The organism is Rhizobium sp. 25PS6 (assembly GCF_032464655.1).
Taxonomy (GTDB): Bacteria; Pseudomonadota; Alphaproteobacteria; order Rhizobiales; family Rhizobiaceae; genus Rhizobium; species Rhizobium laguerreae.
In genome coordinates this window covers 253803-277649 of the sequence record NZ_JAWDIV010000006.1, presented here as the reverse complement: position 1 = coordinate 277649, position 23847 = coordinate 253803, and the positions used below count along the sequence as shown (strand labels likewise).

The window sequence follows — 23847 nt, the reverse complement described above, 5'->3', positions numbered from 1 at the left end:
AGAAAAGGCAGCCAAGAGGCCGCCTTTGAATTTGGTGCTGTTCAACAAGAGCTCAGTCGATCAACGTCATGTTTCGGAGGCCGGAAGGCCCCAGGCCGCCTCGTTCATGTGCGGCCCCCAAGTTAGCTTCACCTTTGACAAACCTTTCTTAACGAAAGGTTTCCATGACAGGAAATTGATAAAGGGTGAAAGCTTGTAATCTACGATCGCTGTCAATCCTTCAGCTCTCTTAGCCCGGCGAAGAGCCCCAGCGCCTCTGGATTGGCAAGCGCTTCCTGGTTCTTCACCGGCCGGCCGTGAACGACCTCGCGCACGGCAAGCTCGACGATCTTGCCGGACTTGGTGCGGGGAATATCGGCAACCGCGATGATCTTCGCCGGCACGTGCCGCGGCGAGGCGCCGGTGCGGATGCGGGTCTTGATCGCCTTGACGAGATCCTCGGTCAGCGTCACATCCGGGGCAAGGCGGACGAAGAGGATGACGCGCACGTCGTCGTCCCACTCCTGGCCGATGCAGAGCGCCTCGGCCACCTCCTCCATCTGCTCGACCTGATTGTAAATCTCGGCCGTGCCGATGCGCACGCCGCCGGGATTGAGCGTCGCATCCGAACGGCCGTGGATGACAAGGCCGCCATGCTCCGTCCATTCGGCGAAATCGCCGTGGCACCAGATATTGTCGAACCTGTCGAAATAGGCGGCGCGATATTTGGCGCCGTCGGGGTCGTTCCAGAACATCACCGGCATCGACGGAAAAGCCTTGGTGCAGACGAGCTCACCTTTCTCCCCACGCACCGGCTTGCCGTCATCGTTCCAGACGTCGACCGCAAGGCCGAGGCCGGCCCCCTGGATTTCGCCGCGCCAGACCGGCTGCAGCGGATTGCCGAGCACGAAGCAGGAGACGATATCGGTACCGCCTGAGATCGAGGCGAGCTGTACGTCTTCCTTGATGCCCTCGTAGACGAAGGTGAACCCTTCCGGCGATAGCGGCGAACCGGTGGAGGTCATCAGCCGCAGGCTGGAGAGATCGTGGCTGACGCGCGGCGTCAGCCCGCCCTTGCGCACCGCGTCGATATATTTCGCCGAGGTGCCGAAGATGGCGAATTTTTCGGCCTCGGCATAGTTAAACAGCACGTTGCCATCGGGGGCGAAGGGCGAACCGTCGAACAGGCAGAGCGTCGCACCGCTGGCAAGACCGCTGACCAGCCAGTTCCACATCATCCAGCCGCAGGTGGTGAAATAGAACAGCTTCTCACCCGCCTGCAGGCCGCAATGCAGCCGATGCTCCTTGAGGTGCTGCAGCAGCGTGCCACCGGCCGAATGCACGATGCATTTCGGCACGCCTGTCGTGCCCGACGAAAAGAGGATGTAGAGCGGGTGCGAAAAGCCAAGCCGCGTGAACTCGACCTCCCTTGCCTCATAGGGCGCGACAAAAGCGTCAAGCGTTAAAGCCCCCGGCGTCTTACGCGCCACGGCCTCCGCATCGCCGGCGTAATGGACGATGACGGTCGGGACACCCAGATTTTTTGCGACCGTGGCGACCTTGGCGCCGACATCCTGCAGCTTGCCGGAATACCAATAGGCATCGCAGGCGATGAACAGCCTTGGCTCAATCTGGCCGAAGCGGTCGAGCACACCCTGCTCGCCGAAATCAGGAGAACAGGACGACCAGATGGCGCCGATCGAGGCGGCGGCGAGCATGGCGGCGACGGTCTCCGGCATGTTCGGCATCATCGCGGCGATGCGGTCGCCCTTGCCGATGCCGAGTGCTGTAAAGGCCTGCTGCAGTTTCGAGACCAGCACACGCAGCCGGTCCCACGACCAGCGATCCTCGGCCTTGTCCTCGCCGCGGAAGATGATCGCATCGCCCTCGCCGCGGCCCGACAGCAGGTTTTCGGCGAAGTTCAGCGTCGCATCGGGAAAGAAGCGGGCTTCCAGCATGCGGTCGCCATTGGCAAGCACCTCTGCGCCACGCTCTCCCTTGACGCCGCAGAAATCCCAGACGGTCGACCAGAAATTCTCCCGCTCGGCCACCGACCATGCATGCAGATCCTCAAAGCCCGAAAGAGAAAGCCCGAAATCGGCATTGCAGCGCTCCATGAAGGCATGGATCGGGCTTTTTGCAACGGCATCCGCCGAGGGCACCCAGAGTGGTCTGTTATCCTGCATTCAATCCTCCTCCCCAATACCGTCCTTATATCATGCTGCATTGCATTATAAAGCGTGGAACCGACGCGATCCGACGCCTGGAGTATGATGCCGAAAAGTGTGAGCGGTTTTCGGACGATACCATGCTCCAACCATTTAATTGAAAGTGCTACAGCGTCCTTTGCGCGTCTGAAAAGACGCGCGGCGCTGTAGGGATTTGCATATGCCTGATATTTCCTATATCCGGCGAAATCAGCGCATAACGGGATGACCGGCTGAATTTGCCGGCGGAGATCATGAGCACGTCAAGACATCGCAGGTGGCGCAGGAAGATCGGACCCGTTTCGCGCTGGCTTCCGGCCTTCGCCCGTCTGTCGACGGTGTTCCTGCTGATCGCGCTGGCGCTTTTCGTGGCGCTCAGGGTAGCCGCACCCTATCTCATCTCGACCGGCTTCGTGCGCTCCGGCATCGAGGACGCGCTGTCGAAATGGACTGGCTACCATGCCGAGATCAAGGGTAGTCCGGTTCTCGAATTCTGGCCGACGCCGCGCATCACGTTGAACCAGATCACCATCCGCCAGCCGCGCGAAAGCGGCGACAAGCTGCTCGGCAGCATTGAAAGCCTGTCGGCCGATTTCAGCCTCATCGATGCGTTGAGAGGCCGGACGAGCTTCCACGAATTCCATCTGGTGCGCCCTAACCTGGCGCTGACGCGCGACGAGAAAGGGCTGATCGACTGGAGTTATGCCGGCCTGCTCGCACGCGCGATCGGCGGCGTGCGTTACGAAAACGGAGCTGAGGTGCTCGATCCCGATCTCGATGCCGAGATCGGCGCAGTGACCGTCGAGGACGGCACGCTTGTGGTCACCGACATCAAGTCCGCCAAGGCCCATCATTTCGACAGCGTCACCGCAGATATCGCCTGGCCGAGACTCTCCGGCGCGATCTCGGCGGTCATCATCGCCCGTATCAACGGCGAGGACCTGAAGGTCGATTTCGCCTCGCGCCAGCCGCTGCTCGCCTTTGCCGGCAGGAATGCCGAGACACGGACGTCGCTCACATCAAACCTTTTGACCGCGCACTTCCAGGGCATTGCCAGCATCGCCAGCCTTTCGGCCCTTTCCGGCAATATCACCGCCAGCATTCCCGATGTGCCCGCACTGCTGGCATGGTCGGGCAGATCGATCCCCGGCATCGCAACGCTGAAGAGCGCCTCGCTGGAATCCGATATCATGTCGTCGGGCAACGGTCTGCGTTTCAACAATCTCAGCCTCTCGCTGAACGAAGCGAGCGCCACCGGGGTGATGGACCTTTTCACCCAACCAGGCAAACGACCGAAGATCGGCGGCACGCTCGCCTTCGACCAGATGAACCTCAAGCCCTTCCTCGACGCCTTCGCGCTCAGGCTCGCGGCCGGCGAGGCGGAGGAAGTCTCCGGCATAAGCGGGCCGCTGCGGGTGCTCGATGTCGACGTCAGGGTTTCGGCGCGGCGCGCGCAGATGGGTCTCTTCGAGCTCTCCGATGTCGGCGCCAGCATGATCGTTGCCGGCGGCGAGGCGAAATTCGATATTGGCGACAGCCAGTTCGAAGGCGGTGAAATGACCGCGCATCTGGAAGCGACACAGCGCGACTTCGACGGCGGCGGCAAGCTGCAGCTGTCGATCCGCAATGCCGACTTCGCAGCCCTTGCCGAGCGCCTGCAGCTGAAGGGTCCGCTGCCGCTTGCAACCGGATCGCTCGATCTCGACCTGCAGTCGCCGAAGGCGATCTGGACGACCGGCCTTGCCGACGTCAGCGGCAGGCTGCACTTCTGGACGGGGGAAGGCACGATTCCCGGCATCGATGCCGCAGCCCTCCGGACGCAGGCGGCCGAAAAACCGTTCTTTCCGCTGAGCGCGGCGGCAGGCGGCGCCTTCGCCTTCAACCAGCTCAACCTTCAGGCCGACTTCGCCAACGGCTCCGCCGAAATGCACGACGCCCGCATCGCCGGCGCCACGCAGACGCTGACGCTTTCCGGCGTCATCACCTATCAGTCGAACGGGCTGGCGCTTTCCGGATCGCTTGATGCAACCGATCCGGCCAAGGCGGCGGAGCTGCCGCTTCTGCCGTTCTTCATCGGCGGCTCATGGCCGAACCCGGTGATCTCGCCGGTTCCACTTTTCGGCAATACGCCTCAGGCGCAATAAAGCGCGAGGAGCTCGCGCTTTAGTTAGACCTCACGTGCCGGCGGCTGCCGCACGCTCGTCCCGCTGGCGCTGGATTTCACGGCGCTTGGTGACGACCGAGGCGCAGATGACACCAACGGTCACGATCGCGATCAGGATCGTGCACACCGCATTGATCTCAGGCGTCACGCCGAGGCGCACCTGGCTGTAGATCCTCATCGGCAGCGTGGTGGCGCCCGGCCCCGACGTGAAACTGGCGATCACCAGGTCGTCGAGCGACAGGGTGAAGGCAAGGATCCAGCCGGAGAGCACAGCCGGCGCGATGATCGGCAGGGTGATCTCGAAGAAAGTACGCACCGGCGGCGCGCCGAGATCTTGTGCCGCTTCCTCGATCGATTGATCGAAGCTCAACAGGCGCGACTGCACGACGACGGCGACGAAGCACATGGTCAGCGTCGTATGCGCGAGCGTGATCGTCCAGAAGCCGCGGTCGAAACCGATCGCGACGAAGAGCAGCAACAGCGACAGGCCAGTGATGACGTCGGGCATGACGAGCGGCGCGTAGATCATGCCCGAAAACAGCATGCGGCCACGAAAGCGGGTGTAGCGCACCAGCGTCAGCGCCGCCATCGTGCCGAGGATGGTTGCGACCGTCGCCGACAGCAGGCCGACACGGATCGTCACCCAGGCGGCGTCGAGCAGGCCCTGGTTCGAGAGCAGCGAGACATACCACTTGGTGGAGAAGCCGCCCCAGACGGTGACGAGCTTCGATTCGTTGAAGGAGAAGATCACCAGGAGCACGATCGGCAGGTAGAGAAAGGCAAAGCCGAGCGTGACGGAGATGATGTTGAAACGGGTCCATTTCAGCATGACTATTTCCCCCGCTCTTCGGCCTTGGCTTGGGCGTTCTGGAAGAAGACGATCGGGATCACCAGGATCATCAGCAGGATCGTTGCGACCGCCGAGGAGACCGGCCAATCGCGGTTGGCGTTGAATTCGTTCCAGAGCGTCTTGCCGATCATCAGCGTCTGCGATCCGCCGAGCAGGTCGGGAATGACGAATTCACCGACGGCGGGAATGAAGACCAGCATGCAGCCGGCCACCACACCGGGGATCGATAGCGGAAAGGTGACGCGCCAGAAGGCCTTGATCGGCGTGCAACCAAGATCCTGCGCCGCCTCGATCAGCGTACCGTCCATCTTCTCCAGAGCCGAATAGAGCGGCAGCACCATGAAGGGCAGATAGGAATAGACGATGCCGATATAGACGGCGGTATTGGTGTTGAGGATGATCAGCGGGCTGTCGATGACATGCAGCGACAGGAGAAGCTGGTTGAGAAGCCCCTCCGGCTTCAGGATCGCGATCCAGGAATAAACGCGAATCAGGAAGCTCGTCCAGAACGGCAGGATGACCAGCATCACCAGCGTCGGACGGATGCTGCGCGGCGCCTGTGCCATGCCATAGGCAATCGGATAGGCGATCAGCAATGTGAGGAAAGTGGAGATCCCGGCAATCACCACGCTTGAGACATAGGCATTGAAATAGAGCGAGTCCTCGGTGAGGTAGCTGTAATTGTCGAAGGAGAGCTCTCCGATCTTGCTCCAGAGCCCGGCCCAACCGTCGGCAAGTGAGAAGACGGGCTCGTAAGGCGGCATGGCAATCGCCGTCGTCGACAGCGAAATGCGAAAGACAATGAAGAAGGGCGCCAGGAAGAAGAGCAGCAGCCAAGTATAGGGGATGGCGATGACGAGGCGATTGTAGAGGCCGGACGTGAGCTTGCCCATGATGTCAATCCTTCAGCAGAATGCCGGCGTTCTCATCGAAGGAGACCCAGACTTCCTGATCGTAGGTGAAGGGGTCGTCGACGGAGCGCTGCGCATTGAGGGACGAGGCCTTGACGATATTGCCGCTCTGCAATTTCACATGGAAGACGGTCATGTCGCCGAGATAGGCGATATCCCAGAGTTCGCCCCTGGCGGCGTTGACCGAAGCGTTGGCGGGAGGCGTGCGCCCGACCCGCATCTTTTCCGGCCGGATGGCGAAGCCGACCGCGCTGCCGGCCGATGGCGTCTCGGAGGCGGCGACGCGCACGCTGAAGCCGCCGTCGATGGCCATCTCGACGGTGCCATTGCCCGATGAGGCGACCTTGCCGTCGAAGATGTTCACGTCGCCGATGAAATCCGCGACGAAGCGGGAATTCGGCGCCTCATAGATCTCCGCAGGCGTCGCCACCTGCACGACTTTGCCATGGCTCATGACGGCGATGCGGTCGGCCATGGTCATTGCCTCTTCCTGGTCGTGGGTGACGACGACGAAGGTGAGGCCGAGGTTTTGCTGCAGGTCCATCAGCTCGAATTGGGTTTCCTCGCGCAGCTTCTTGTCGAGCGCGCCGAGCGGTTCGTCGAGCAGCAGCACCTTCGGGCGCTTGGCAAGCGAGCGGGCCAGCGCCACGCGCTGGCGCTGGCCGCCGGAAAGCTGGTTCGGCTTGCGGGAGGCGAACTGCTCCAGCTTGACCAGCTTCAGCATCTGCGAGACGCGGTCAGTCATCTCGTCCTTCGACATGCCGTCCTGCCTCAGACCGAAGGCGATATTTTTCTCGACCGTCATGTGCGGGAAAAGCGCATAGGACTGGAACATCATGTTGACCGGCCGCCTGTAGGGCGGCGTGCCGGCCATGTCGGTGCCGTCGAGCACGATTTCGCCCGAGGTCGGCTGCTCGAAACCGGCGAGCATGCGCAGGAGCGTCGACTTGCCGCAACCCGAAGCGCCGAGCAGCGCGAAGAACTCGCGGTGATAGATATCAAGCGACAGATCGTCGACGGCGGTAAAATCGCCAAAGCGCTTGGTGACATTCTTGAAAGCAATGAAGGGTTTTGCAGATGGATCGGTCCAAGGCGCAAAAGCGCGGCGGATATTGCCGAGAGACTTCATATTATTCCCCGAAACACAAGGTTCTGCCGGCCTCCACCCCGGCCGGTAATTGAAAGGCCCGGACGTTTCCGTCCGGGCCCAAGGCTGAATTACTGGCCGGTGACGACCTTCGTCCAGAGGCGCGTCCCCAGGCGCTGCGTTTTTGGATCCCACGGCTTGACCGTGAAGAGGTTCTTCATCACCTCCTCGGTCGGATAGATCGCCGGATCCTCCAGAATCTCCTTGCTGACGAACTGCTGCGAAGCCTTGTTGCCATTGGCATAGAAGGTGTGGTCGCTCGCCTTGGCGATGACCTCAGGTCTCATCATGTAGTTCAGGAACTCGTGGGCTTCCGCGACATGGGGCGCATCGGCGGGGATCGCCATCATGTCGAACCACATCTGGGCGCCCTGCGAGGGGATCGAATAATTGACTTCGACCCCGTTCTTGGCTTCGGCCGCACGGTCGCGAGCCTGCAGCATGTCGCCGGAATAGCCAAAGGCGATGCAGATGTCGCCGTTGGCAAGCGCATTGATGTATTCGGACGAGTGGAACTTGCGGATATTGGGGCGGACGGCCGTCAGCAGCTCTTCGGCCTTCTTGAAATCCTCAGCCTTGGTGGAGTTCGGGTCGAGGCCGAGATAACGGAACGCTGTGGAGATGACGTCCTTCGGTGTGTCGAGAACGTAGATACCGCAATCCTTGAACTTTTCGGCGACCTTCGGATCGAAAATCACTTCGAGGCCGGGCTTGACATCGGGACCGAGGATTTCGGCGACCTTCTTGACGTTGTAGCCGATGCCGTCCGTACCCCACATGTAATCGACCGCGTGTTCGTTACCCGCGTCATATTCGGCTGTGCGCTTCTGGATCACATCCCACATGTTGGAAAGGTTCGGCAGTTTCGACTTGTCGAGCTTCTGGAAGACGCCGGCCTGGATCTGACGCTGCAGGAAGTCGGCTGTGGGAACGACGACGTCATAACCCGTGCCGCCGGCAAGCAGCTTGGTTTCCACGGTCTCGTTGGAATCGAAGGTGTCGTAGACGACCTTGATGCCGGTTTCCTTGGTGAAGTCGGTCAGGATGGAGTCGTCGATATAATCCGACCAGTTGTAGACGTTGACCACGCGCTCCTGCGCATAGGCCGGCGCGGCAGCAAGGAGTGCGGTAACGGCGGCGGCCGTCACGCATAGAATGGTTGACCTCATGACTTCTCCTGTTTTGTTCAAAGATTCCGCACCCGGGGCATCTTTTCCCTCTGGTTTTCGACGCAGACTAAGAAGGAATTTCTAAGCCCACAAGCGCAAAATCCTGCGCGCTCAACGATTTCACAATCACTGGAAGTCGAAGGCGCTGAGGCCTGCCACCATCTCGTCGAGCCCGAGCGGTCTCGTCACCGGCGGCTCGGCGCGGGAAAGGCAGCCGCGCCGCTCGCAAAGGCGACAGGCGGGACCGATCGCGACCGGCTCGAGCGCCGTCGCCTGCCCGTAGACCACGCCTTCGCCAAGGGCAGCGTCGCAGCCGATCAGGATCGCGGTGCGCCTGACCCTTTCGCCGAATTCGACGCTTGGTCCCTCCAGGGTGCGGGCGACCGTCAGAAAGGATGCGCCGTCAGGCATGACGACCGTTTCGGCGAGGATCTGGCCCGGCTGCAGGAAGGCGGCATGGATATTGAGCTTCGGACAGCCGCCGCCGAAACGGGCCTGCGGGAAGCCCTGCGCGCCGGCCCTGCGCAGCCGGTGGCCGGCGGCATCGATCTCGATCAGAAAGAAGGGAATGGCTGCCGCCCCAGGCCGCTGCAGCATGGCAAGCCTCGCAGCCGCCTGGCCGAAAGAGACGCCGAAGCGCGCGCGCAGAATATCGATATCGTAGCGCGTCGCCTTCGCCGCCGATAGAAATGCCTCGTAGGGCATTGCGAGCGCTAAGGCCGCGATGCGGGCAAGCTCGAAGCGGGCGATGCGGCGCGCCTCGGCGGAGGAGAGCGAGAGATCGTCGAGCTCGGCATCGATTGCCGGCAGCAAAGCGAGAGTCGCAGCCTCGACGGCGATCTCGTGTGCACGGTCGGCCGGCGACAGACGCTCCGAGATGAAAAGCCGCATCGAATGGCGATCGAAGCGGCGGCGCAGATCCGGCATGACGTGGACGGGCAAGACACGCACCGCGATACCGCGCTCGGAACGCAACCAGTCCTTCAGCCCGGCAGCAAGATCGAGGCCGCCGGGGAGCGTTGCAGCAAAGGCTTCCGCCGCCGTCTCGATCTGTCCGAAATAGCCGGACCTACGCTCCAGCGTCTCGCGCACCTCGTCCAGCGGCAAGCGGCCGGCGGCGACCGGCGCATGCCCTTCGGCGGCCATCAGCGCCGTCAGATCGGACAGTCTTGCCGCCTGCTCGCGATAGGCGCGGTAGAGCTTGATCATGCCGCTTGCCGCATTGGGTGCGGCCTCGGCTACCTCGACCAATTCCTGATCACCCGGCAGTTCGCCCGACAGCAGCGGATCGGCAAAGACCTCCTTGAGCTGGTCGAGACTGCCGCCGGTCTGCCCCCGCAACTCCTCAAGATCGACCTTGTAGACGCTTGCAAGCTTGAGAAGGAGCTGCACCGTCAGCGGCCGCTGGTTGCGCTCGATCAGGTTCAGGTAGGACGGCGATATTTCAAGCGCCTCGGACATGGCGGTCTGCGTCAGCGCCAGCGCATTGCGGATGCGCCTGACTTTCGGGCCTGCGAAGATCTTTCGTTCCGCCATGTCATACCCTTTGACAGGGAAGGAGCGCTGTTTTTACAAAATTTTACAAATTCACAGCACCACTCTGTCAATCCTCGTCATCTTAACCTCTTTCCGAGCAGGAAATCAAAGGTTTTTCTGGTCATGTCGGCTCATATTGTCAATCTTGTCACGCAGCACCTTTGTCGGGCTTTTTAGTGAGGAGAGCAGCATGACTGATTTTTACAACCTTGTTCCAAATGCATCAGCAGGCCGCTTCGAGGGCATCGAGAGACCGTACTCGGCCGAGGACGTGCAGCGGCTCAGAGGCTCAGTGGCGCTTCGCCATACGCTGGCCGAAATGGGGGCAGACCGGCTGTGGCGGCTCATTCATCAGGAGGATTTCGTCAATGCGCTCGGCGCACTTTCCGGCAATCAGGCCATGCAGATGGTGCGCGCCGGGCTGAAGGCGATCTATCTCTCCGGCTGGCAGGTGGCGGCCGACGCCAATACGGCATCGGCGATGTATCCCGACCAGTCCCTCTATCCGGCCAATGCCGGTCCGGAACTGGCCAAACGCATCAACCGCACGCTGCAGCGGGCCGATCAGATCGAGATCGCGGAAGCGCAGGGGCTTTCCGTCGAGACCTGGTTCGCGCCGATCGTTGCCGATGCGGAAGCAGGCTTCGGCGGACCGCTCAACGCCTTCGAAATCATGAAGGCCTATATCGAGGCGGGTGCCGCGGGCGTTCACTTCGAGGACCAGCTCGCTTCGGAGAAGAAATGCGGCCATCTCGGCGGCAAAGTGCTGATCCCGACGGCCGCCCATATCCGCAATCTCGATGCCGCGCGGCTTGCCGCCGACGTCATGGGCGTTGCGACGCTCGTCATCGCCCGCACCGACGCGGAAGCGGCAAAACTCTTGACGTCAGACATCGACGAGCGCGACCAGCCCTTCGTCGACTATGATGCCGGCCGCACGGTAGAAGGTTTCTATCAGGTGCGAAACGGCATCGAGCCCTGCATCGCGCGTGCCGTCGCCTATGCACGGCACTGCGATCTCATCTGGTGCGAAACCTCGAAGCCGGACCTCGATCAGGCGCGGCGTTTTGCCGAAGGCGTGCACAAGGTCCATCCCGGCAAGCTGCTCGCCTATAATTGCTCGCCTTCCTTCAACTGGAAGAAGAACCTCGACGAGGCGACGATCGCAAGGTTCCAGCGCGAACTCGGGGCGATGGGCTACAAGTTCCAGTTCATCACGCTCGCCGGCTTCCACCAGCTGAACTACGGCATGTACGAACTGGCGCGCGGCTACCGGCAGCGGCAGATGTCGGCCTATTCCGAGCTGCAGCAGGCGGAATTCGCCGCTGAGGTCAATGGCTATACCGCCACCAAACATCAACGCGAGGTCGGCACCGGCTATTTCGACGCCGTGTCGCTCGCCATCACCGGTGGCCGGTCGTCGACCACGGCGATGCACGGCTCGACCGAACATGCGCAGTTCAAGCCGGCTGCGGAATAAATCGAAGAGGAGGAGAAGATCATGGCATCCATTACACGCGTCAGAGAACGGGCCGAAGAGCAGGCAAGCAGCATGAACGAGGATCAGCAGACGACGATCCGCATGCTCGCCAACGACCTGCACCGGCTGAACCAATCGGTCATGAAAGCCGTCGAGGCCGGCGTCTCGGTCGAACTGGTGCGCTCGGCCCGTCATCACGGCGGCGACGGCCACTGGGGCGACCTGCTGATCCCCGTCGTCGTCACCAAGCGGCATTGACGAAAAGCCGACCGTTGGCGGGCCGGTGACGTCGGCCCGCTTCTTCAATCGCCGCGCGACCTATCGGGCGTGCGGCGCTCGACGTCCCTCTTGGATGCAGCCGCGGTCCCAAAACTGCTGCACAGTTTTGGGCGACATGCATTAGCCGCGGCTCGGTCGTTTTCCGGCGAAGAGATCGGCATAACTTTTGATCAGCTTGGTCATGCGGTCGGCGACTGTTCGGATCTCCGGGCGGTGGCGGTCCTCGGCATTCATGACGATCCATTGCCGGTGGCGCAACTCCGGCAACTCGCCGCCCTGGCGCTGCAATTCGGGATGGAGATCGCCGACGAAACAGGGAAGTACGGTCTTGCCGGCGCCGGCGCGCACCAGATCCGGCAGCGAGCGCGGCCGATTGACGGTGGCAACGATCCCCGCTGCCGAATGGGCGTGCGGCCAGCGCAGATAGCCCGATATGGCCTCCTCCTCAGCGACTGCAATCCAACGCTCGTCGGTCTCGGCGGCATTGCGCCTGACATAGACGGCATAGGCCACCTCCCCGAGCTGACGTGCGGCGAGATTGGCCTCCTCAGGCTCGAAGGCGCGAATACCGATATCGCTTTCGCGGTAGGCAAGGCTCGCCCGCGCCTCGCCAATCGTGAGCGAAATGGCGAAGGCATCGCCCGGCATGCGGATTGCGGCGAAATTCTCGGTCAGCAGCCAGGCGAGCCAGGTGCCGGCGGTGACTCTGACGGTGGTGCCGCCCTCGCCGGATTGCCGCCACGCCGCCACCTTGCGGGCGGCGGCCTCCATTTCCTGCAGGTGATCGAGCAGCGCCTGGCCATCCTGGGTCAGACGGTATCCGGTCTGGCTGCGCGAAAACAATGCGCGGCCGATTTCCTGCTCGAGATCGAGCATGCGCCGGCCGACGGTCGCTGGACTGAGCCCGCTTGCAGTGCTTGCCCCCGTCAGCCCGCCGAGCCGGGCCACCTGCAGGAAAAGCTGATAGGAATCCCAACTCGCATTTTTCATGGATGAAAAACATAGCGGGATTTTTCCCGTTTATAAAGAGAAATTCGACGCCTAAATCAGGTGATGTCTTACACAGGAAAGGACATTGTCATGATCGACATGCTCACCATCGCAGGCACCATCGGCCGTCGGCATTATCCCCAGCGAAGCGGCGGCAAGGCGGAAGAGGACAGGTTCTATGCCGAGTTCGGAAACAATAGCCTTATTGGCTTTGCCGCCTGGCTGACGTCGCTCGACCTCAACCTCGGAAGGCGGCGCAAGGGCGCGGCGCAATCCCGCAGCGGCAGCGGCTGCGCAGTTCAGGCGACTCTTCTTGCTCCGAGATGAGCCGGTGCCGATTCTGCGACTATGCGGAACCGCTCGATCAGCGCCATCAGCGTATCGGCTTCGCCGGCAAGCAGGCGGCTTGCCTGCGTCGTCTCGGCAACCATCGCCGCGTTCTTCTGGGTCATCTGGTCCATGGCGTTGACGGAACCGTTGACTTCCTGCAGCGCGGCCGACTGATCGCGGCTGGCGGTGGCGATGGTCTCGACATGGCCGCTGATCGCGATGATCTCCTGGCTGATCGAGGCAAGGACGCTGCCGGTCTTCTGGACCAGTTCGGACCCTGCCGTCACTTCGCGGCTCGATGTCTCGATCAGCGACTTGATCTCGCGCGCCGCATCGGCCGAACGCTGGGCGAGTTCGCGGACTTCCTGGGCGACGACGGCAAAACCCTTGCCCGCCTCGCCGGCCCGCGCCGCCTCGATGCCGGCATTCAGCGCCAGAAGATTGGTCTGGAAGGCGATGTCGTCGATCACCTCGATGATCTGCTCGATACGCTGCGAGGCCTCTTCGATGCGATCCATGGCGGCGACGGCATCGCCGACGACGGCGCCCGAATTGTCGGCCGTCTTCTTGGTCGCAGCCACGACATTGTTGGCTTCACGGGCACGCTCGGCGGAAGAGCGAACCGTCACAGTGATCTCTTCCACCGCGGCCGCAGTCTCCTCGAGGTTCGCCGCCTGCGCCTCGGTGCGTTTGGAAAGCTCGCCGGCAGAGGCGGAGACGGCGCCGCTGTTGCGCTGGATCGTCGCGGCGCTGTCACGGATACCGGACAGCGTATCCTGGAGCCGCAAGAGGGAAGCGTTGAAATCGACGCGCAGCTGCTCCAGCCGGCCGACGAAGGGCGTGCCGATCGTCTGCGAGACATCGCCCTGCGACAGGCGCCCGAGGCCGGCGGCAAGCTGGTTGACGGCAAAGTCGATCTGGCCGTCGAGCGAGCGCTTGTCGGCATCGTTCCTGGCGCGTTCGGCATCGCTCAATTCGCGCTGTTCGCCAGCCTGGGTTTCCAGGTCGCGCCTTGCGCGGGCACTGTCGCGGAAAAGCGCCAAGGCCCGGCCGATGTCGCCGAACTCGTTCCTCTTTTCGACACAGGGGATCGTCTCTTCGAGATCGCCCGCAGAAATCGAGTGAACGCTCGCGGTCAGCGCCTGCAAAGGCTTCACCGACAGGCGGATCGCATAAAAAGCGAGAACGCCGACGATGAGCATGACGATGGCACCGACACCGAGAACCAGTATCTGCAGCTCATACATGCGCTGGTAATAGACTTCCATCGGAATGCCGATGAAGAGAATGCCGACATTGGCGTTCGCGGCATTCTTGATCGGGAAATAACCGGTCATGAACTTGCGGCCGAAAAGCTCCGCCGGACCGTAATAAGCCTCGCCCCTGGCGAGAACCGGCTGGGCGGGGTGCTCGGCGACCAGCTTGGTGCCGACGGCCCGGTCGCCGTTTTCCTTCTTGACGTTGGTGGATATGCGGACGTAGTCGCTGCCCTGCTTTTGAAAGATGGTTGCAACGCCGGCGATCGATTGCGCCGTGCGGTCGACGAGCGAATGGTCGGCAAGGGCGGGAATGGCGTCTTCCGTGACAGCGGAGAGCTGATTGTCCTTCAGCTCGATCTTTGCAGCCTGATCGGCCGCGCCGTAGAGGACGGCCATGGCGCGGGTGGCATCCCTGGCGTCGGAGACGGCGCCGTCCATGACATGATGGCTCAGATTGTAATAGGTCACACCGACGATGGCGGCCGTGCTGATGGCCAGCAGAAACAGTGTGATCGCAACGATCTGGCGTACGATCGATGTAGAGAAAAGGCGCAGCATCAAAACCCCCGACAGAACAATGAGGGCTAAATTAGACGAAAAGCGTTAAGGAAAATGTTCTGTAAATCTGGGCCGCTCGCGATATTCGTCGCCCCGTTTCCGGTCGCTCTCTATGCAATACACAAACGGCCCCGGAAAACCGAGGCCGTTTGAAAATTGCAATCGAGCCCTGATCAGGCGGCGCGGTAGACCGGCGCAACGGTGGCTTCGCCGTCGATCTTGAACTGCTGGATGAGCCTGCGCAGCGAATCGGCCTCGTCAGCCAGTTCGCGGCTGGCAGCAGTCGTCTCCTCCACCATGGCCGCGTTCTGCTGGGTCATCTGGTCCATCTGGTTGACCGTCGCGTTGACGCTCTGCAGCGCATTGGACTGGTCGTGGCTGGCGCGGGCGATCATCTCGACATGCTGGCTGATCGTGACGATCTGGGCGCTGATCTTGGCGAGCACCGTGCCGGTCTCCTGCACGAATTGCGAGCCGGAATTGACCTCGTTGGTCGACTTGTTGATCAGTCCCTTGATCTCCTGCGCCGCGGCTGCGGAGCGCTGGGCCAGTTCGCGGACTTCCATCGCGACCACCGCGAAGCCCTTGCCGGCTTCACCGGCGCGCGCTGCCTCGATGCCGGCGTTGAGCGCCAGGAGGTTGGTCTGGAAGGCGATCTCGTCGATGACGCCGATGATCTGCTCGATCTGGCGCGAGGCACCTTCGATGCGGCTCATCGCGTCGATCGCATTGCTGACGACGACGGCGGAATCGTCGGCGCTGCGCTTGGCCTGGCGGACGATCTGGTCGGCATCCTTGGCGCGTTCGGCCGACGAGCGGACCGTGACGGTGATCTCATCGACGGCGGCCGCGGTCTCTTCGAGCGAGGCAGCCTGCTGTTCAGTACGCTTGGACAGGTCCTCGGCCGACTGGGCCATCTGGTTGCCATTGCCCTGGATCAGTTCGACATTGTCGCGGATCTGGCTCATCGTCGCCTGCAGGCGCATCATCGAACCGTTGAAATCCTGGCGCAGCTGTTCGAGACGGCCGATGAAGGGCGTTTCGATCGTCGTCGAGATATCGCCCTGCGACATGCGTTCGAGGCCGGCGGCAAGCGCATTGACCGCAAATTCGATCTGACGATCCATCTCGCGCTTTTCGGCGTCGTTGCGCTGGCGCTCGTGTTCGGCGGCGGCGCGTTCCTCGTCGCTCTGCTCCTCGATGCGGATCTTCGAGATGGCGTTTTCCTTGAAGATGCCGAGCGCGCGGGCCATGTCGCCGATTTCATCGTGGCGCTGCTCGCCGGAGATGCTGGTATCCAGCGCCCCTTCGGCGATGCGGCGCATGGCGCCGGTGATATGGCTGATCGGGCGCTGCAGCGTCAGCACCAGGGCAATGCCGCCGAGGATCGACAGGAGGATGCCGAGACCGGTGGTCAGGACGGAGATGCTGTTTGCCTGGGTGCGCTCGGTGCCGGCCGTCTGCTTCTGCAGCTCGGCGAAATCGGTCAGCTTTTTCCAGATCTGATCGAGTTCCTGGCGGGCCGCGGCATAGGCCGTGACACGCTCGCCGATCGTATCGACGATCTTCGAGCCGCCGCCGGAGATGACGTCGAGCGCCGGCTGGATCGCGCCGGATATGCCTTCGGCAAAGCCCATGCCCTTGGCGCTGGTGACCAGCACCTGCATGTCCTTGCCGAGCGTGCCGGCCTGCTGCTGCAGGCGCACGAGATTTTCCTTGCTGGAGTCGGCTAGAAAGTCGGAAAGAACGATCTGAAGCGAATAGACCGAATTTTCGAGACGCCTCGTATCCTGCAGGACCGAGTTGGCCTGGGCAATCCGGCCGTCGAGCGCGGCGAATTCCTGGGTCGCGTCACGCATCTTCTGCGTTGCGGTCAGCTGCGTATAGGTCGAGGTCTGGCGGAAGCGCGAAATGAGACGGCCGAGTTCGGTGGCGGTCTCGTCGGTCGGATTGGGCGTCTGGACGATCGCCTTGATGCCGTCGATGGTCGCAGCCAGCGCGTCGATGACATTCTTCTGATTGCTCGGAACAGAGATGGCGATCAGACGCTGCGATTTGATGATCTCCGGCATCTGTTGGTTGATGAAGGCGATCTTGTCCTGCGGTGTCTGCGGCTTACTGAAGCCGCTGGCGACGGTGCCGAGGAAATCGCCGCCCTTCAGCAGGCGGTCGGCGGTGCGAAGGGTGCTGGTGGCGGCGCTCTCGTCGCTCTGGACGGTGCTCTGCAACTGCTCGGCTTGGTAGGACACGGTGAAACGGGTGCTGATTACGCTCTTCTGGGCAGCGTCGATCTGCTCATGCAATGCCTGTTCCTGCTCGTGCAGGGCCCACAGCTTGTCGACGACGCCCGAAATTTCCTTGGTGCGACGCGACGCTTCCGCAAGGCTGTCGCGACCGGCGGCCTCGTCACCAACCTGGCTCAGCGTCTGATCGAGCACGCCTTGCTGGGTCTTCAGATCCGCGATCAGTTTGTCGCGCGCCTCAGGGCTGGTGACGCGCAGGAAATCGTCCATCGAGCCATAGAGATCTTTGAAGCCGCTCAGCGACTGCAGCACGCTGTTGGATATTTCCATGCGGCCCTGCAGAAGTCCCGAAGCATAGAGGCCGGTCAGGCCTACCGCCGAAATGGTGACGACGAAAGGCAGAACGAAGATCAAAACCTTCGTCTTGATCCTGAAGCGGGAAAGAATCTTGTCAATCAACATGGCGTTCCGGGCCTTTCATACACCACTCCTCCCGCAGGCGGCCACATGGCGCCAGCCGGGTGCACATCGAGCTGTTCTTATTTTACATTGGGGAACCCGGAGGCCAGGCGGCAGTCATTGCCAGTTCATGTCCAAACAACTTGGAGATGCCCAAATATTCGCGAGCAATTGTGTCAGATTAGATATTAATTTTCGGATAAGCGGTTATGGCGGGTTAAGCCAAGGCAGTGAAATAGTTACAAATTATGGACCGCGATGCCGCGGTGCGACAACTAGCATGTCGCAACGTTGATTCCAGGTCTGCGGACAGGATCAGATGAAGTGCGAGAGCAGCAGCGCGAGGCAGGCGGCGGTGGCGCCGGCTGCAAGCATCAGATAGCGCAGAGCGACCATTCGAGCGTTTGGCTTTGCCTCGGCAATTGCGATGGCGCGGGCGCGTCGTGCGTTTCTGTTCATGGGCGAAACCTCACTTCTCTCTAACACAACAACAATCCAACAAATCGGCTTGCCGGTAAAGCTTAATTTAGGGACGACCTTACAAACCGCCAATTGAGACAGGATGGCGCACCTCTATTAAGAAGTCTTGAATCGGCTTTTCTAGGCGCATGCAGTTCTAGACGCATTCGCCGGCGGCAAAACCGGAAGCCCAGGCCCACTGAAAATTATAGCCGCCGAGCCAGCCGGTGACGTCGACGCATTCGCCGATGAAATAAAGGCCGGGCACGGCTTTGGCTTCCATGCTGCGGGAATCGAGCGCTGCCGTGTCGATGCCGCCGAGCGTCACTTCGGCGGTGCGGTAACCTTCCGAGCCGGACGGTTTCACCGCCCAGTTCTGGACGCCGGCGGCAAGACGCCGCAGCACCTTGTCGGGCAGGTCGGCCATGTTGCCGGAGATCTTTTCGCGCTCGACGAGAAATTGTGCCAGCCGCTTCGGCAGGATATCGCCGAGTGCCGTCTGCGGCGACTGACGGCCATTGATCTGTTTTGCCGTCGTCAGATGGGCCGCAATGTCGATATCCGGTTCGATCGAGACCACAACCTCGTCGCCTTCGCGCCAAAAGGAAGAGATCTGCAGGACAGCGGGGCCGCTCAGCCCGCGATGGGTGAAAAGCAGCGCTTCGCGGAAGGCGGTCCTGCCGTGGCGGATTTCGGCCAGGGCGGCAATGCCGGCAAGCGGCGCAATGGTCTCGAGCAGGCCGGGATCGAGCGTCAGCGGCACGAGGCCGGGTCGGGTTTCGAGCACGGCCAAGCCGAACTGCTCGGCGAGACGATAGGCAAAGCCGGTGGCGCCCATCTTCGGGATCGACTTGCCGCCGGTGGCGACGATCAGCGACGATGCTTCACAGTGACCTTCGCTCGTCGATACACGGAAGCCGGCTTCGGTCTTTTCGACGCCTGATATTTCTGTGCCGAGATGCAGCACTGCACCGGCCGTGCGCATCTCCGCCAGCAGCATGCGGATGATGTCTTTGGCGCTATCGTCGCAGAAAAGCTGGCCAAGCGTCTTTTCGTGCCAGGCAATACCGTGGCGATCGACCATGGCGATGAAATCGGCGGGCGTGAAACGGGCAAGCGCCGACTTGCAGAAATGCGGATTGGCGGAGAGGAAATTCTTCGGTCCGGCATGGATATTGGTGAAATTGCAACGGCCGCCGCCTGATATGCGGATCTTCTCGCCAGGCGCCCTGGCATGGTCGAGGATGACGACCGAGCGGCCGCGTTTTCCGGCACGGATGGCGGCCATCATGCCAGCCGCTCCGGCGCCGATGACGATAACGTCGCTTTTGCGCTGCAAACCCGTTTCCCCGATCAAAACCCGCGTCTTCTTTTTCCATCAAAGGGCGAAAGTCAACGTTCTCAACCCCTCGCCAATTGGCAAAGTCTGGTTATGATGGCGCCACGATCAACGCAAACCGGTGTGTCATGTCCCCAAAAAAGACGACGCTGAAGCCTGCCAGAAACGTACCCGCCTCGAAGAAAACTCCCCCGGAGCCCGGATCCCTGCGTGGCGTTGCGAACTGGAAGGAAGCAGCGCGGTGGCTGAGGGACAGGGGCATCGAAGACATCGAATGCATCACGCCGGACCTTGCCGGCGTTGCGCGCGGCAAGATGATGCCGAGTTCGAAATTCACCTCCAACACCTCGCTGGCGCTGCCTTCGGCAATCTACCGGCACACGATTTCGGGCGAATATCCCGACGAGACGGAGAGCTTCCGCTATGAGCCGCGCGACAGCGACCTGAAGCTGATGCCCGACCTTTCGACGCTTTCCGTCGTGCCCTGGGAGACCGACCCGACGGCGCAGGTGATCTGCGACATCGTCGATTCGGACGGTGGGGAAGTCCCCTATACGCCGCGCAACGTGCTGAAGCGGATCATGAGCCTCTATCATGAGCGCGGCTGGAAGCCGATCGTGGCGCCCGAGATCGAATTCTACCTGGTCGCCAAGAACGACGATCCCGACTATCCGCTCCACCCGCCGAAAGGCCGGTCCGGCCGCTCGATCCTCGGCGGCCAGGGTTATTCGATCGCCGGCATCAACGAGTTCGACGAGCTGATCGACGACGTCTATCATTTCTCGGAGAAGCAGGGGCTGGAGATCGATACGCTGATCCATGAAGAGGGACCGGCGCAGATGGAGATCAACCTGCGCCACGGCAATCCGATCGAACTTGCCGACCAGGTGTTCCTGTTCAAGCGAACGATCCGCGAGGCGGCGCTGAAACACGACATCTACGCGACCTTCATGGCCAAGCCGATGCAGGGCCAGCCGGGTTCGGCGATGCATATCCATCAGTCGGTGGTCGATATCGAGACGGGCAAGAACATCTTCTCCAATCCCGACGGATCGGCTTCGAAGGAATTTTTCCATTTCATCGGCGGCATGCAGAAATTCGTGCCGAGCGCGATGGCGATGCTTGCACCCTACGTCAATTCCTACCGGCGCCTGCAGCCCGATATGTCCTGCCCGGTCAACAATGCCTGGGGTTACGACAACCGGACGACCGCCTTCCGTGTCCCGGTCTCCGATCCGCAGGCGCGGCGCGTGGAAAACCGGCTGCCGAGCTCGGACGCCAACCCCTATCTCGCACTCGCCGCCTCGCTCGCCTCCGGCCTGCTCGGAATCATGAACGAGATCGAGCCGACGGCGCCGACGGAGGATTCGGCCAATGAGGGCTCGATCGACCTGCCGCGCGGCCTGCTGGAGGCCGTGGCGCTGCTCGAGGACGAACCCGCCTTCGAGGAGATGTTCGGCAAGCAGTTCATCGGCCTTTATGCCGGCGTCAAGCGCGGCGAGTTCGAAACCTTCATGCAGGTGATCAGCCCTTGGGAGCGGGAATTCCTTCTGCTCAACGTGTGAGGGACCATCATGGCATCGCAGGAGACATGGCAGAGCCCGATCGCGCCCGGGCTGTCCTGGTATCAGGCAACCGTCGGGGAGCGGCCCACCTACCCCGCTCTCGACGGATCGAGAACATGTGACGTCGCGATTGTCGGCGGCGGTTATACCGGCCTGCAGGCCGCCTATAATCTTGCCAAATCAGGTGTTTCGGTGGTCCTGATCGAGGCCTGCCGCTTCGGCGACGGGGCGTCCGGGCGCAATGGCGGCCAACTGGGCACCGGTCAGCGATGGTGGCCGGAAGAACTCGAGGAGAAGATCGGCTACGAACGCTCGAAGGCGCTGTTCGATCTTGCCGAAGCGGCCAAGCGCCATCTCATCGATTTCGCCCGCGAGCACCAGATCGAGATCGACTATGTGCCCGGCCAGCTCAACGTCGCCCACAAGGCGAGCTACAAACGCGACTACTACGAAAATGCCGAAATCGCCGCCTTACGCTACGGTTATCCGTATCTCAGCTTCATGGACGAGGAGGAAACGCAGGAAAGGCTCGGCTCGAAGCGTTTCCATTGCGGCGTGCGCGATGTCGGCACCGGCCATATCCATCCGCTGAAGCTGCTGGTCGGGCTGGCGCGGGTCGCTGCCAATGCCGGTGCTGAAATCTTCGAGATGACCAAGGCAACGGCGATCCGCCAAAGCGGCGGCAAGGTGACGATCGAAACCGAAAGGGGAACGATCACCGCTGAGCGCGCGCTGATCGCCTGCAACGGCCACATCGACGGCCTCGAACCGGTGACGGCGAGCCATGTCATGCCGATCCGCTCCTTCATCGGTGCCACGGCACCGCTCGACGGGCATCCCGAGGTGCTGCCCGGGGGCGAGGCCGTGGCCGATTCGCGCTTCGTCGTGCGCTACTTCCGCAAATTCGGCGACGGCCGTCTGCTGTTCGGCGGACGCGAGGCCTATACCTCGGACAATCCGCGGGACATTTCGCTGCACATCCGCCGGCAGATTACCGAGATCTACCCGGACCTCAAGGACATCGAGATCACCCATGCCTGGGGCGGCAACGTCGGTATCACCATGCCGCGCCAGCTCTTCGTGCGCGAGGTCATGCCCGGTGTCATCTCGATCGGCGGTTATTCCGGCCATGGCGTCATGCTGTCAAACTACTGTGGCAAGCTCTACGCGGAAACGGTGCTTGGAAAATCTCGCGATCTCGACCTCTTCACATCGCTTGATATTCCAGCCTTTCCCGGTGGTGCGCGCATGCGGGCGCCGTTGCTTTTCCTCGCCTTGTCGTGGTTTGCGCTTCGCGACAAGTTTTAGTCCGATTGCGGATTTCATCTTCCGGAAATTCGCTCTAAAACCGGTGCCTGAGAGATTCATTGCACTGCACACTGGCTTTTTTAAATCGATTAGATTAAAAGAGCCGTCAACCAAGCCTGATTGAGAGACAAGCTCATGAGCAGCCAAATCATTCCCGTTGAGCCTTTTGATTACGTCGTTTTCGGCGGCAGCGGCGACCTTGCCGAACGCAAATTGCTGCCCGCGCTTTATCATCGCCAGATCGAAGGCCAGTTCAGCGAACCGACCCGCGTGATCGGCGCCTCGCGCAGCCCGTTGACCCACGAGGAATACCGCAATTTTGCCCGCGATGCGCTGAAGGAACACCTGAAGAAGGGCGAATACGACGAGGCTGAGGTGGAGAAGTTCTGTGCCCGCCTCTACTACGTCTCGGTCGATGCACGCACGGATACCGGCTGGGATCAGCTGAAGAAGCTGCTCGACGAGGGCAAGGACCGTGTGCGCGCCTTCTATCTCGCGGTCGCGCCCGGCATCTTCGGCGATATTTCGCAGAAAATCGCAGACCATAAGCTGATCACCAAGTCGACCCGCATCGTCGTCGAAAAGCCGATCGGCCGCGATCTCGCTTCTGCGCTGCAGCTCAACGACACGATCGGCCGCGCCTTCAAGGAAGAGCAGATCTTCCGCATCGACCACTATCTCGGCAAGGAGACGGTGCAGAACCTGATGGCGCTGCGCTTCGCCAACGCGCTCTATGAGCCGCTCTGGAACGCCAACTATATCGACCACGTGCAGATCACCGTGGCTGAATCGGTCGGCCTCGAAGGCCGCGCCGGCTATTACGACACGGCGGGCGCACTGCGCGATATGGTGCAGAACCACATCCTGCAGCTGCTCTGCCTGACGGCGATGGAAGTGCCCTCGTCGATGGATTCGGAAGCCGTACGTGACGAGAAGTTGAAGGTGCTGCGCGCGCTGAAGCCGCTCAATGCCTCCAACGTGGAGCAGGCGACGGTCCGCGGCCAGTATCGCGCCGGCGCATCGGGTACCGGCCCGGTCAAGGGCTACCTCGAAGAGCTCGAAGGCGGTGTCTCGAACACCGAGACCTTCGTCGCCATCAAGGCCGAGATCAACAACTGGCGCTGGGCCGGCGTTCCCTTCTATATAAGAACCGGCAAACGCCTGACCGGGCGCATGTCCGAGATCGTCATCACCTTCAAGCCGATCCCGCACGCGATCTTCGACCAGGCGGCAGGGCGCATCGTCGCCAACCAGCTGATCATCCGCCTGCAGCCGGATGAGGGCGTCAAGCAGTCGCTGATGATCAAGGATCCGGGTCCGGGTGGCATGCGCCTGCGCAACGTCTCGCTCGACATGAGCTTCGCCCAGGCCTTCAACGTCCGCAATCCGGACGCCTACGAGCGCCTGCTGATGGACGTGATCCGTTCCAACCAGACATTGTTCATGCGCCGCGACGAAGTCGAAGCCGCGTGGAAATGGGTGGATCCGATCCTAAAGGGTTGGGAAACGACCGGCCAGCAGGTGCAGGGCTATACGGCCGGCACATGGGGACCGAGCCAGGCCATCGCGCTGATCGAGCGTGACGGCCGCACCTGGCATGACGAAATCTAGGACG

The 23847-nt window shown here is 61.7% G+C and carries 17 protein-coding genes and 1 pseudogene; 7 read left to right on the top strand and 11 right to left on the bottom strand.

What is annotated here, in order from left to right:
- Nucleotides 1-212 precede the first annotated feature (212 nt).
- Nucleotides 213-2165, bottom strand: a complete 1953-nt coding sequence (locus RWK44_RS11615) for an acetoacetate--CoA ligase (RefSeq protein ID WP_131664766.1) — start codon at nucleotides 2163-2165, stop codon at nucleotides 213-215.
- Nucleotides 2166-2440: 275 nt separating this feature from the next.
- On the opposite strand from RWK44_RS11615, the gene RWK44_RS11610 reads away from it, so the two are divergent.
- Nucleotides 2441-4330, top strand: coding sequence for an AsmA family protein (locus tag RWK44_RS11610; RefSeq protein ID WP_316028813.1), 1890 nt, complete (start codon nucleotides 2441-2443; stop codon nucleotides 4328-4330).
- A gap of 30 nt (nucleotides 4331-4360) precedes the next feature.
- On the opposite strand, the gene RWK44_RS11605 is transcribed toward RWK44_RS11610, so the two are convergent.
- From RWK44_RS11605 to RWK44_RS11585, 5 genes are all read right to left on the bottom strand, one after another.
- Nucleotides 4361-5179 (bottom strand): ABC transporter permease, encoded by an 819-nt coding sequence (locus tag RWK44_RS11605; protein WP_131664764.1) that lies wholly within the window; start codon nucleotides 5177-5179, stop codon nucleotides 4361-4363.
- A gap of 2 nt (nucleotides 5180-5181) precedes the next feature.
- Nucleotides 5182-6093 carry an ABC transporter permease subunit gene (locus RWK44_RS11600; RefSeq protein ID WP_020665224.1) on the bottom strand — a complete coding sequence of 304 codons (912 nt, stop codon included), beginning with the start codon at nucleotides 6091-6093 and terminating at the stop codon, nucleotides 5182-5184.
- 4 nt (nucleotides 6094-6097) lie between these two features.
- Nucleotides 6098-7240, bottom strand: a complete 1143-nt coding sequence (locus RWK44_RS11595) for an ABC transporter ATP-binding protein (protein WP_168283550.1) — start codon at nucleotides 7238-7240, stop codon at nucleotides 6098-6100.
- Between the two features lie 89 nt (nucleotides 7241-7329).
- Nucleotides 7330-8427, bottom strand: a complete 1098-nt coding sequence (locus RWK44_RS11590) for a polyamine ABC transporter substrate-binding protein (RefSeq protein WP_168259380.1) — start codon at nucleotides 8425-8427, stop codon at nucleotides 7330-7332.
- 126 nt (nucleotides 8428-8553) lie between these two features.
- Nucleotides 8554-9963 (bottom strand): helix-turn-helix domain-containing protein, encoded by a 1410-nt coding sequence (locus RWK44_RS11585; RefSeq protein ID WP_168283549.1) that lies wholly within the window; start codon nucleotides 9961-9963, stop codon nucleotides 8554-8556.
- A gap of 190 nt (nucleotides 9964-10153) precedes the next feature.
- Between RWK44_RS11585 and aceA the strand changes: the two genes are divergently transcribed.
- Together aceA and RWK44_RS11575 are read left to right on the top strand one after the other, a co-directional pair.
- Nucleotides 10154-11443, top strand: coding sequence for an isocitrate lyase (gene aceA / locus RWK44_RS11580; RefSeq protein WP_168283548.1), 1290 nt, complete (start codon nucleotides 10154-10156; stop codon nucleotides 11441-11443).
- A gap of 21 nt (nucleotides 11444-11464) precedes the next feature.
- Nucleotides 11465-11701: an SMc00767 family acetate metabolism repressor gene (locus tag RWK44_RS11575; protein WP_316028812.1), complete on the top strand. Its 237-nt coding sequence runs from the start codon at nucleotides 11465-11467 to the stop codon at nucleotides 11699-11701.
- Nucleotides 11702-11842: 141 nt separating this feature from the next.
- Here RWK44_RS11575 and RWK44_RS11570 read toward each other — a convergent pair whose 3' ends face one another.
- Nucleotides 11843-12712, bottom strand: a complete 870-nt coding sequence (locus tag RWK44_RS11570) for a LysR family transcriptional regulator (RefSeq protein WP_020048519.1) — start codon at nucleotides 12710-12712, stop codon at nucleotides 11843-11845.
- 90 nt (nucleotides 12713-12802) lie between these two features.
- On the opposite strand from RWK44_RS11570, the gene RWK44_RS11565 reads away from it, so the two are divergent.
- The gene (locus tag RWK44_RS11565) at nucleotides 12803-13039 is read left to right on the top strand and encodes a hypothetical protein (protein WP_168283547.1); all 237 of its coding nucleotides are present in this window, start codon (nucleotides 12803-12805) and stop codon (nucleotides 13037-13039) included.
- Here RWK44_RS11565 and RWK44_RS11560 read toward each other — a convergent pair.
- From RWK44_RS11560 to RWK44_RS11545, 4 genes and pseudogenes are all read right to left on the bottom strand, one after another.
- Nucleotides 13012-14859 (bottom strand): methyl-accepting chemotaxis protein, encoded by a 1848-nt coding sequence (locus RWK44_RS11560; RefSeq protein ID WP_316028811.1) that lies wholly within the window; start codon nucleotides 14857-14859, stop codon nucleotides 13012-13014. The genes RWK44_RS11565 and RWK44_RS11560 overlap by 28 nt on opposite strands.
- Before the next feature lie 173 nt (nucleotides 14860-15032).
- A complete protein-coding gene (locus RWK44_RS11555; RefSeq protein WP_168283545.1) occupies nucleotides 15033-17564 on the bottom strand; it encodes a methyl-accepting chemotaxis protein in 2532 nt (843 codons plus the stop codon).
- A gap of 312 nt (nucleotides 17565-17876) precedes the next feature.
- Complete coding sequence (locus RWK44_RS11550; RefSeq protein WP_165503813.1) at nucleotides 17877-18020, bottom strand: hypothetical protein; 144 nt, start codon at nucleotides 18018-18020, stop codon at nucleotides 17877-17879.
- Between the two features lie 157 nt (nucleotides 18021-18177).
- Nucleotides 18178-19399 (bottom strand): annotated as a pseudogene (locus tag RWK44_RS11545) (NAD(P)/FAD-dependent oxidoreductase).
- A gap of 88 nt (nucleotides 19400-19487) precedes the next feature.
- Here RWK44_RS11545 and RWK44_RS11540 point away from each other — a divergent pair.
- The 3 genes from RWK44_RS11540 to zwf all read left to right on the top strand — a co-directional run bounded on the left by RWK44_RS11540 (nucleotide 19488) and on the right by zwf (nucleotide 23843).
- On the top strand, nucleotides 19488-20924 hold the full coding sequence (locus RWK44_RS11540; protein ID WP_017967073.1) for a glutamine synthetase family protein: 1437 nt from the start codon (nucleotides 19488-19490) through the stop codon (nucleotides 20922-20924).
- Nucleotides 20925-20933: 9 nt separating this feature from the next.
- Nucleotides 20934-22232 (top strand): NAD(P)/FAD-dependent oxidoreductase, encoded by a 1299-nt coding sequence (locus tag RWK44_RS11535; protein ID WP_222062372.1) that lies wholly within the window; start codon nucleotides 20934-20936, stop codon nucleotides 22230-22232.
- 135 nt (nucleotides 22233-22367) lie between these two features.
- Nucleotides 22368-23843 carry a glucose-6-phosphate dehydrogenase gene (gene zwf, locus RWK44_RS11530; protein ID WP_077977655.1) on the top strand — a complete coding sequence of 492 codons (1476 nt, stop codon included), beginning with the start codon at nucleotides 22368-22370 and terminating at the stop codon, nucleotides 23841-23843.
- The last annotated feature ends 4 nt before the right edge of the window (nucleotides 23844-23847 follow it).

Excerpts from the sequence above, each read along its gene's own strand:
- RWK44_RS11615 (WP_131664766.1), bottom strand. The coding sequence starts at position 2,165 with ATGCAGGATAACAGACCACTCTGGGTGCCCTCGGCGGATGCCGTTGCA.
- RWK44_RS11610 (WP_316028813.1), top strand. The coding sequence starts at position 2,441 with ATGAGCACGTCAAGACATCGCAGGTGGCGCAGGAAGATCGGACCCGTT.
- RWK44_RS11605 (WP_131664764.1), bottom strand. The coding sequence starts at position 5,179 with ATGCTGAAATGGACCCGTTTCAACATCATCTCCGTCACGCTCGGCTTT.
- RWK44_RS11600 (WP_020665224.1), bottom strand. The coding sequence starts at position 6,093 with ATGGGCAAGCTCACGTCCGGCCTCTACAATCGCCTCGTCATCGCCATC.
- RWK44_RS11595 (WP_168283550.1), bottom strand. The coding sequence starts at position 7,240 with ATGAAGTCTCTCGGCAATATCCGCCGCGCTTTTGCGCCTTGGACCGAT.
- RWK44_RS11590 (WP_168259380.1), bottom strand. The coding sequence starts at position 8,427 with ATGAGGTCAACCATTCTATGCGTGACGGCCGCCGCCGTTACCGCACTC.
- RWK44_RS11585 (WP_168283549.1), bottom strand. The coding sequence starts at position 9,963 with ATGGCGGAACGAAAGATCTTCGCAGGCCCGAAAGTCAGGCGCATCCGC.
- aceA (WP_168283548.1), top strand. The coding sequence starts at position 10,154 with ATGACTGATTTTTACAACCTTGTTCCAAATGCATCAGCAGGCCGCTTC.
- RWK44_RS11575 (WP_316028812.1), top strand. The coding sequence starts at position 11,465 with ATGGCATCCATTACACGCGTCAGAGAACGGGCCGAAGAGCAGGCAAGC.
- RWK44_RS11570 (WP_020048519.1), bottom strand. The coding sequence starts at position 12,712 with ATGAAAAATGCGAGTTGGGATTCCTATCAGCTTTTCCTGCAGGTGGCC.
- RWK44_RS11565 (WP_168283547.1), top strand. The coding sequence starts at position 12,803 with ATGATCGACATGCTCACCATCGCAGGCACCATCGGCCGTCGGCATTAT.
- RWK44_RS11560 (WP_316028811.1), bottom strand. The coding sequence starts at position 14,859 with ATGCTGCGCCTTTTCTCTACATCGATCGTACGCCAGATCGTTGCGATC.
- RWK44_RS11555 (WP_168283545.1), bottom strand. The coding sequence starts at position 17,564 with ATGTTGATTGACAAGATTCTTTCCCGCTTCAGGATCAAGACGAAGGTT.
- RWK44_RS11550 (WP_165503813.1), bottom strand. The coding sequence starts at position 18,020 with ATGAACAGAAACGCACGACGCGCCCGCGCCATCGCAATTGCCGAGGCA.
- RWK44_RS11540 (WP_017967073.1), top strand. The coding sequence starts at position 19,488 with ATGTCCCCAAAAAAGACGACGCTGAAGCCTGCCAGAAACGTACCCGCC.
- RWK44_RS11535 (WP_222062372.1), top strand. The coding sequence starts at position 20,934 with ATGGCATCGCAGGAGACATGGCAGAGCCCGATCGCGCCCGGGCTGTCC.
- zwf (WP_077977655.1), top strand. The coding sequence starts at position 22,368 with ATGAGCAGCCAAATCATTCCCGTTGAGCCTTTTGATTACGTCGTTTTC.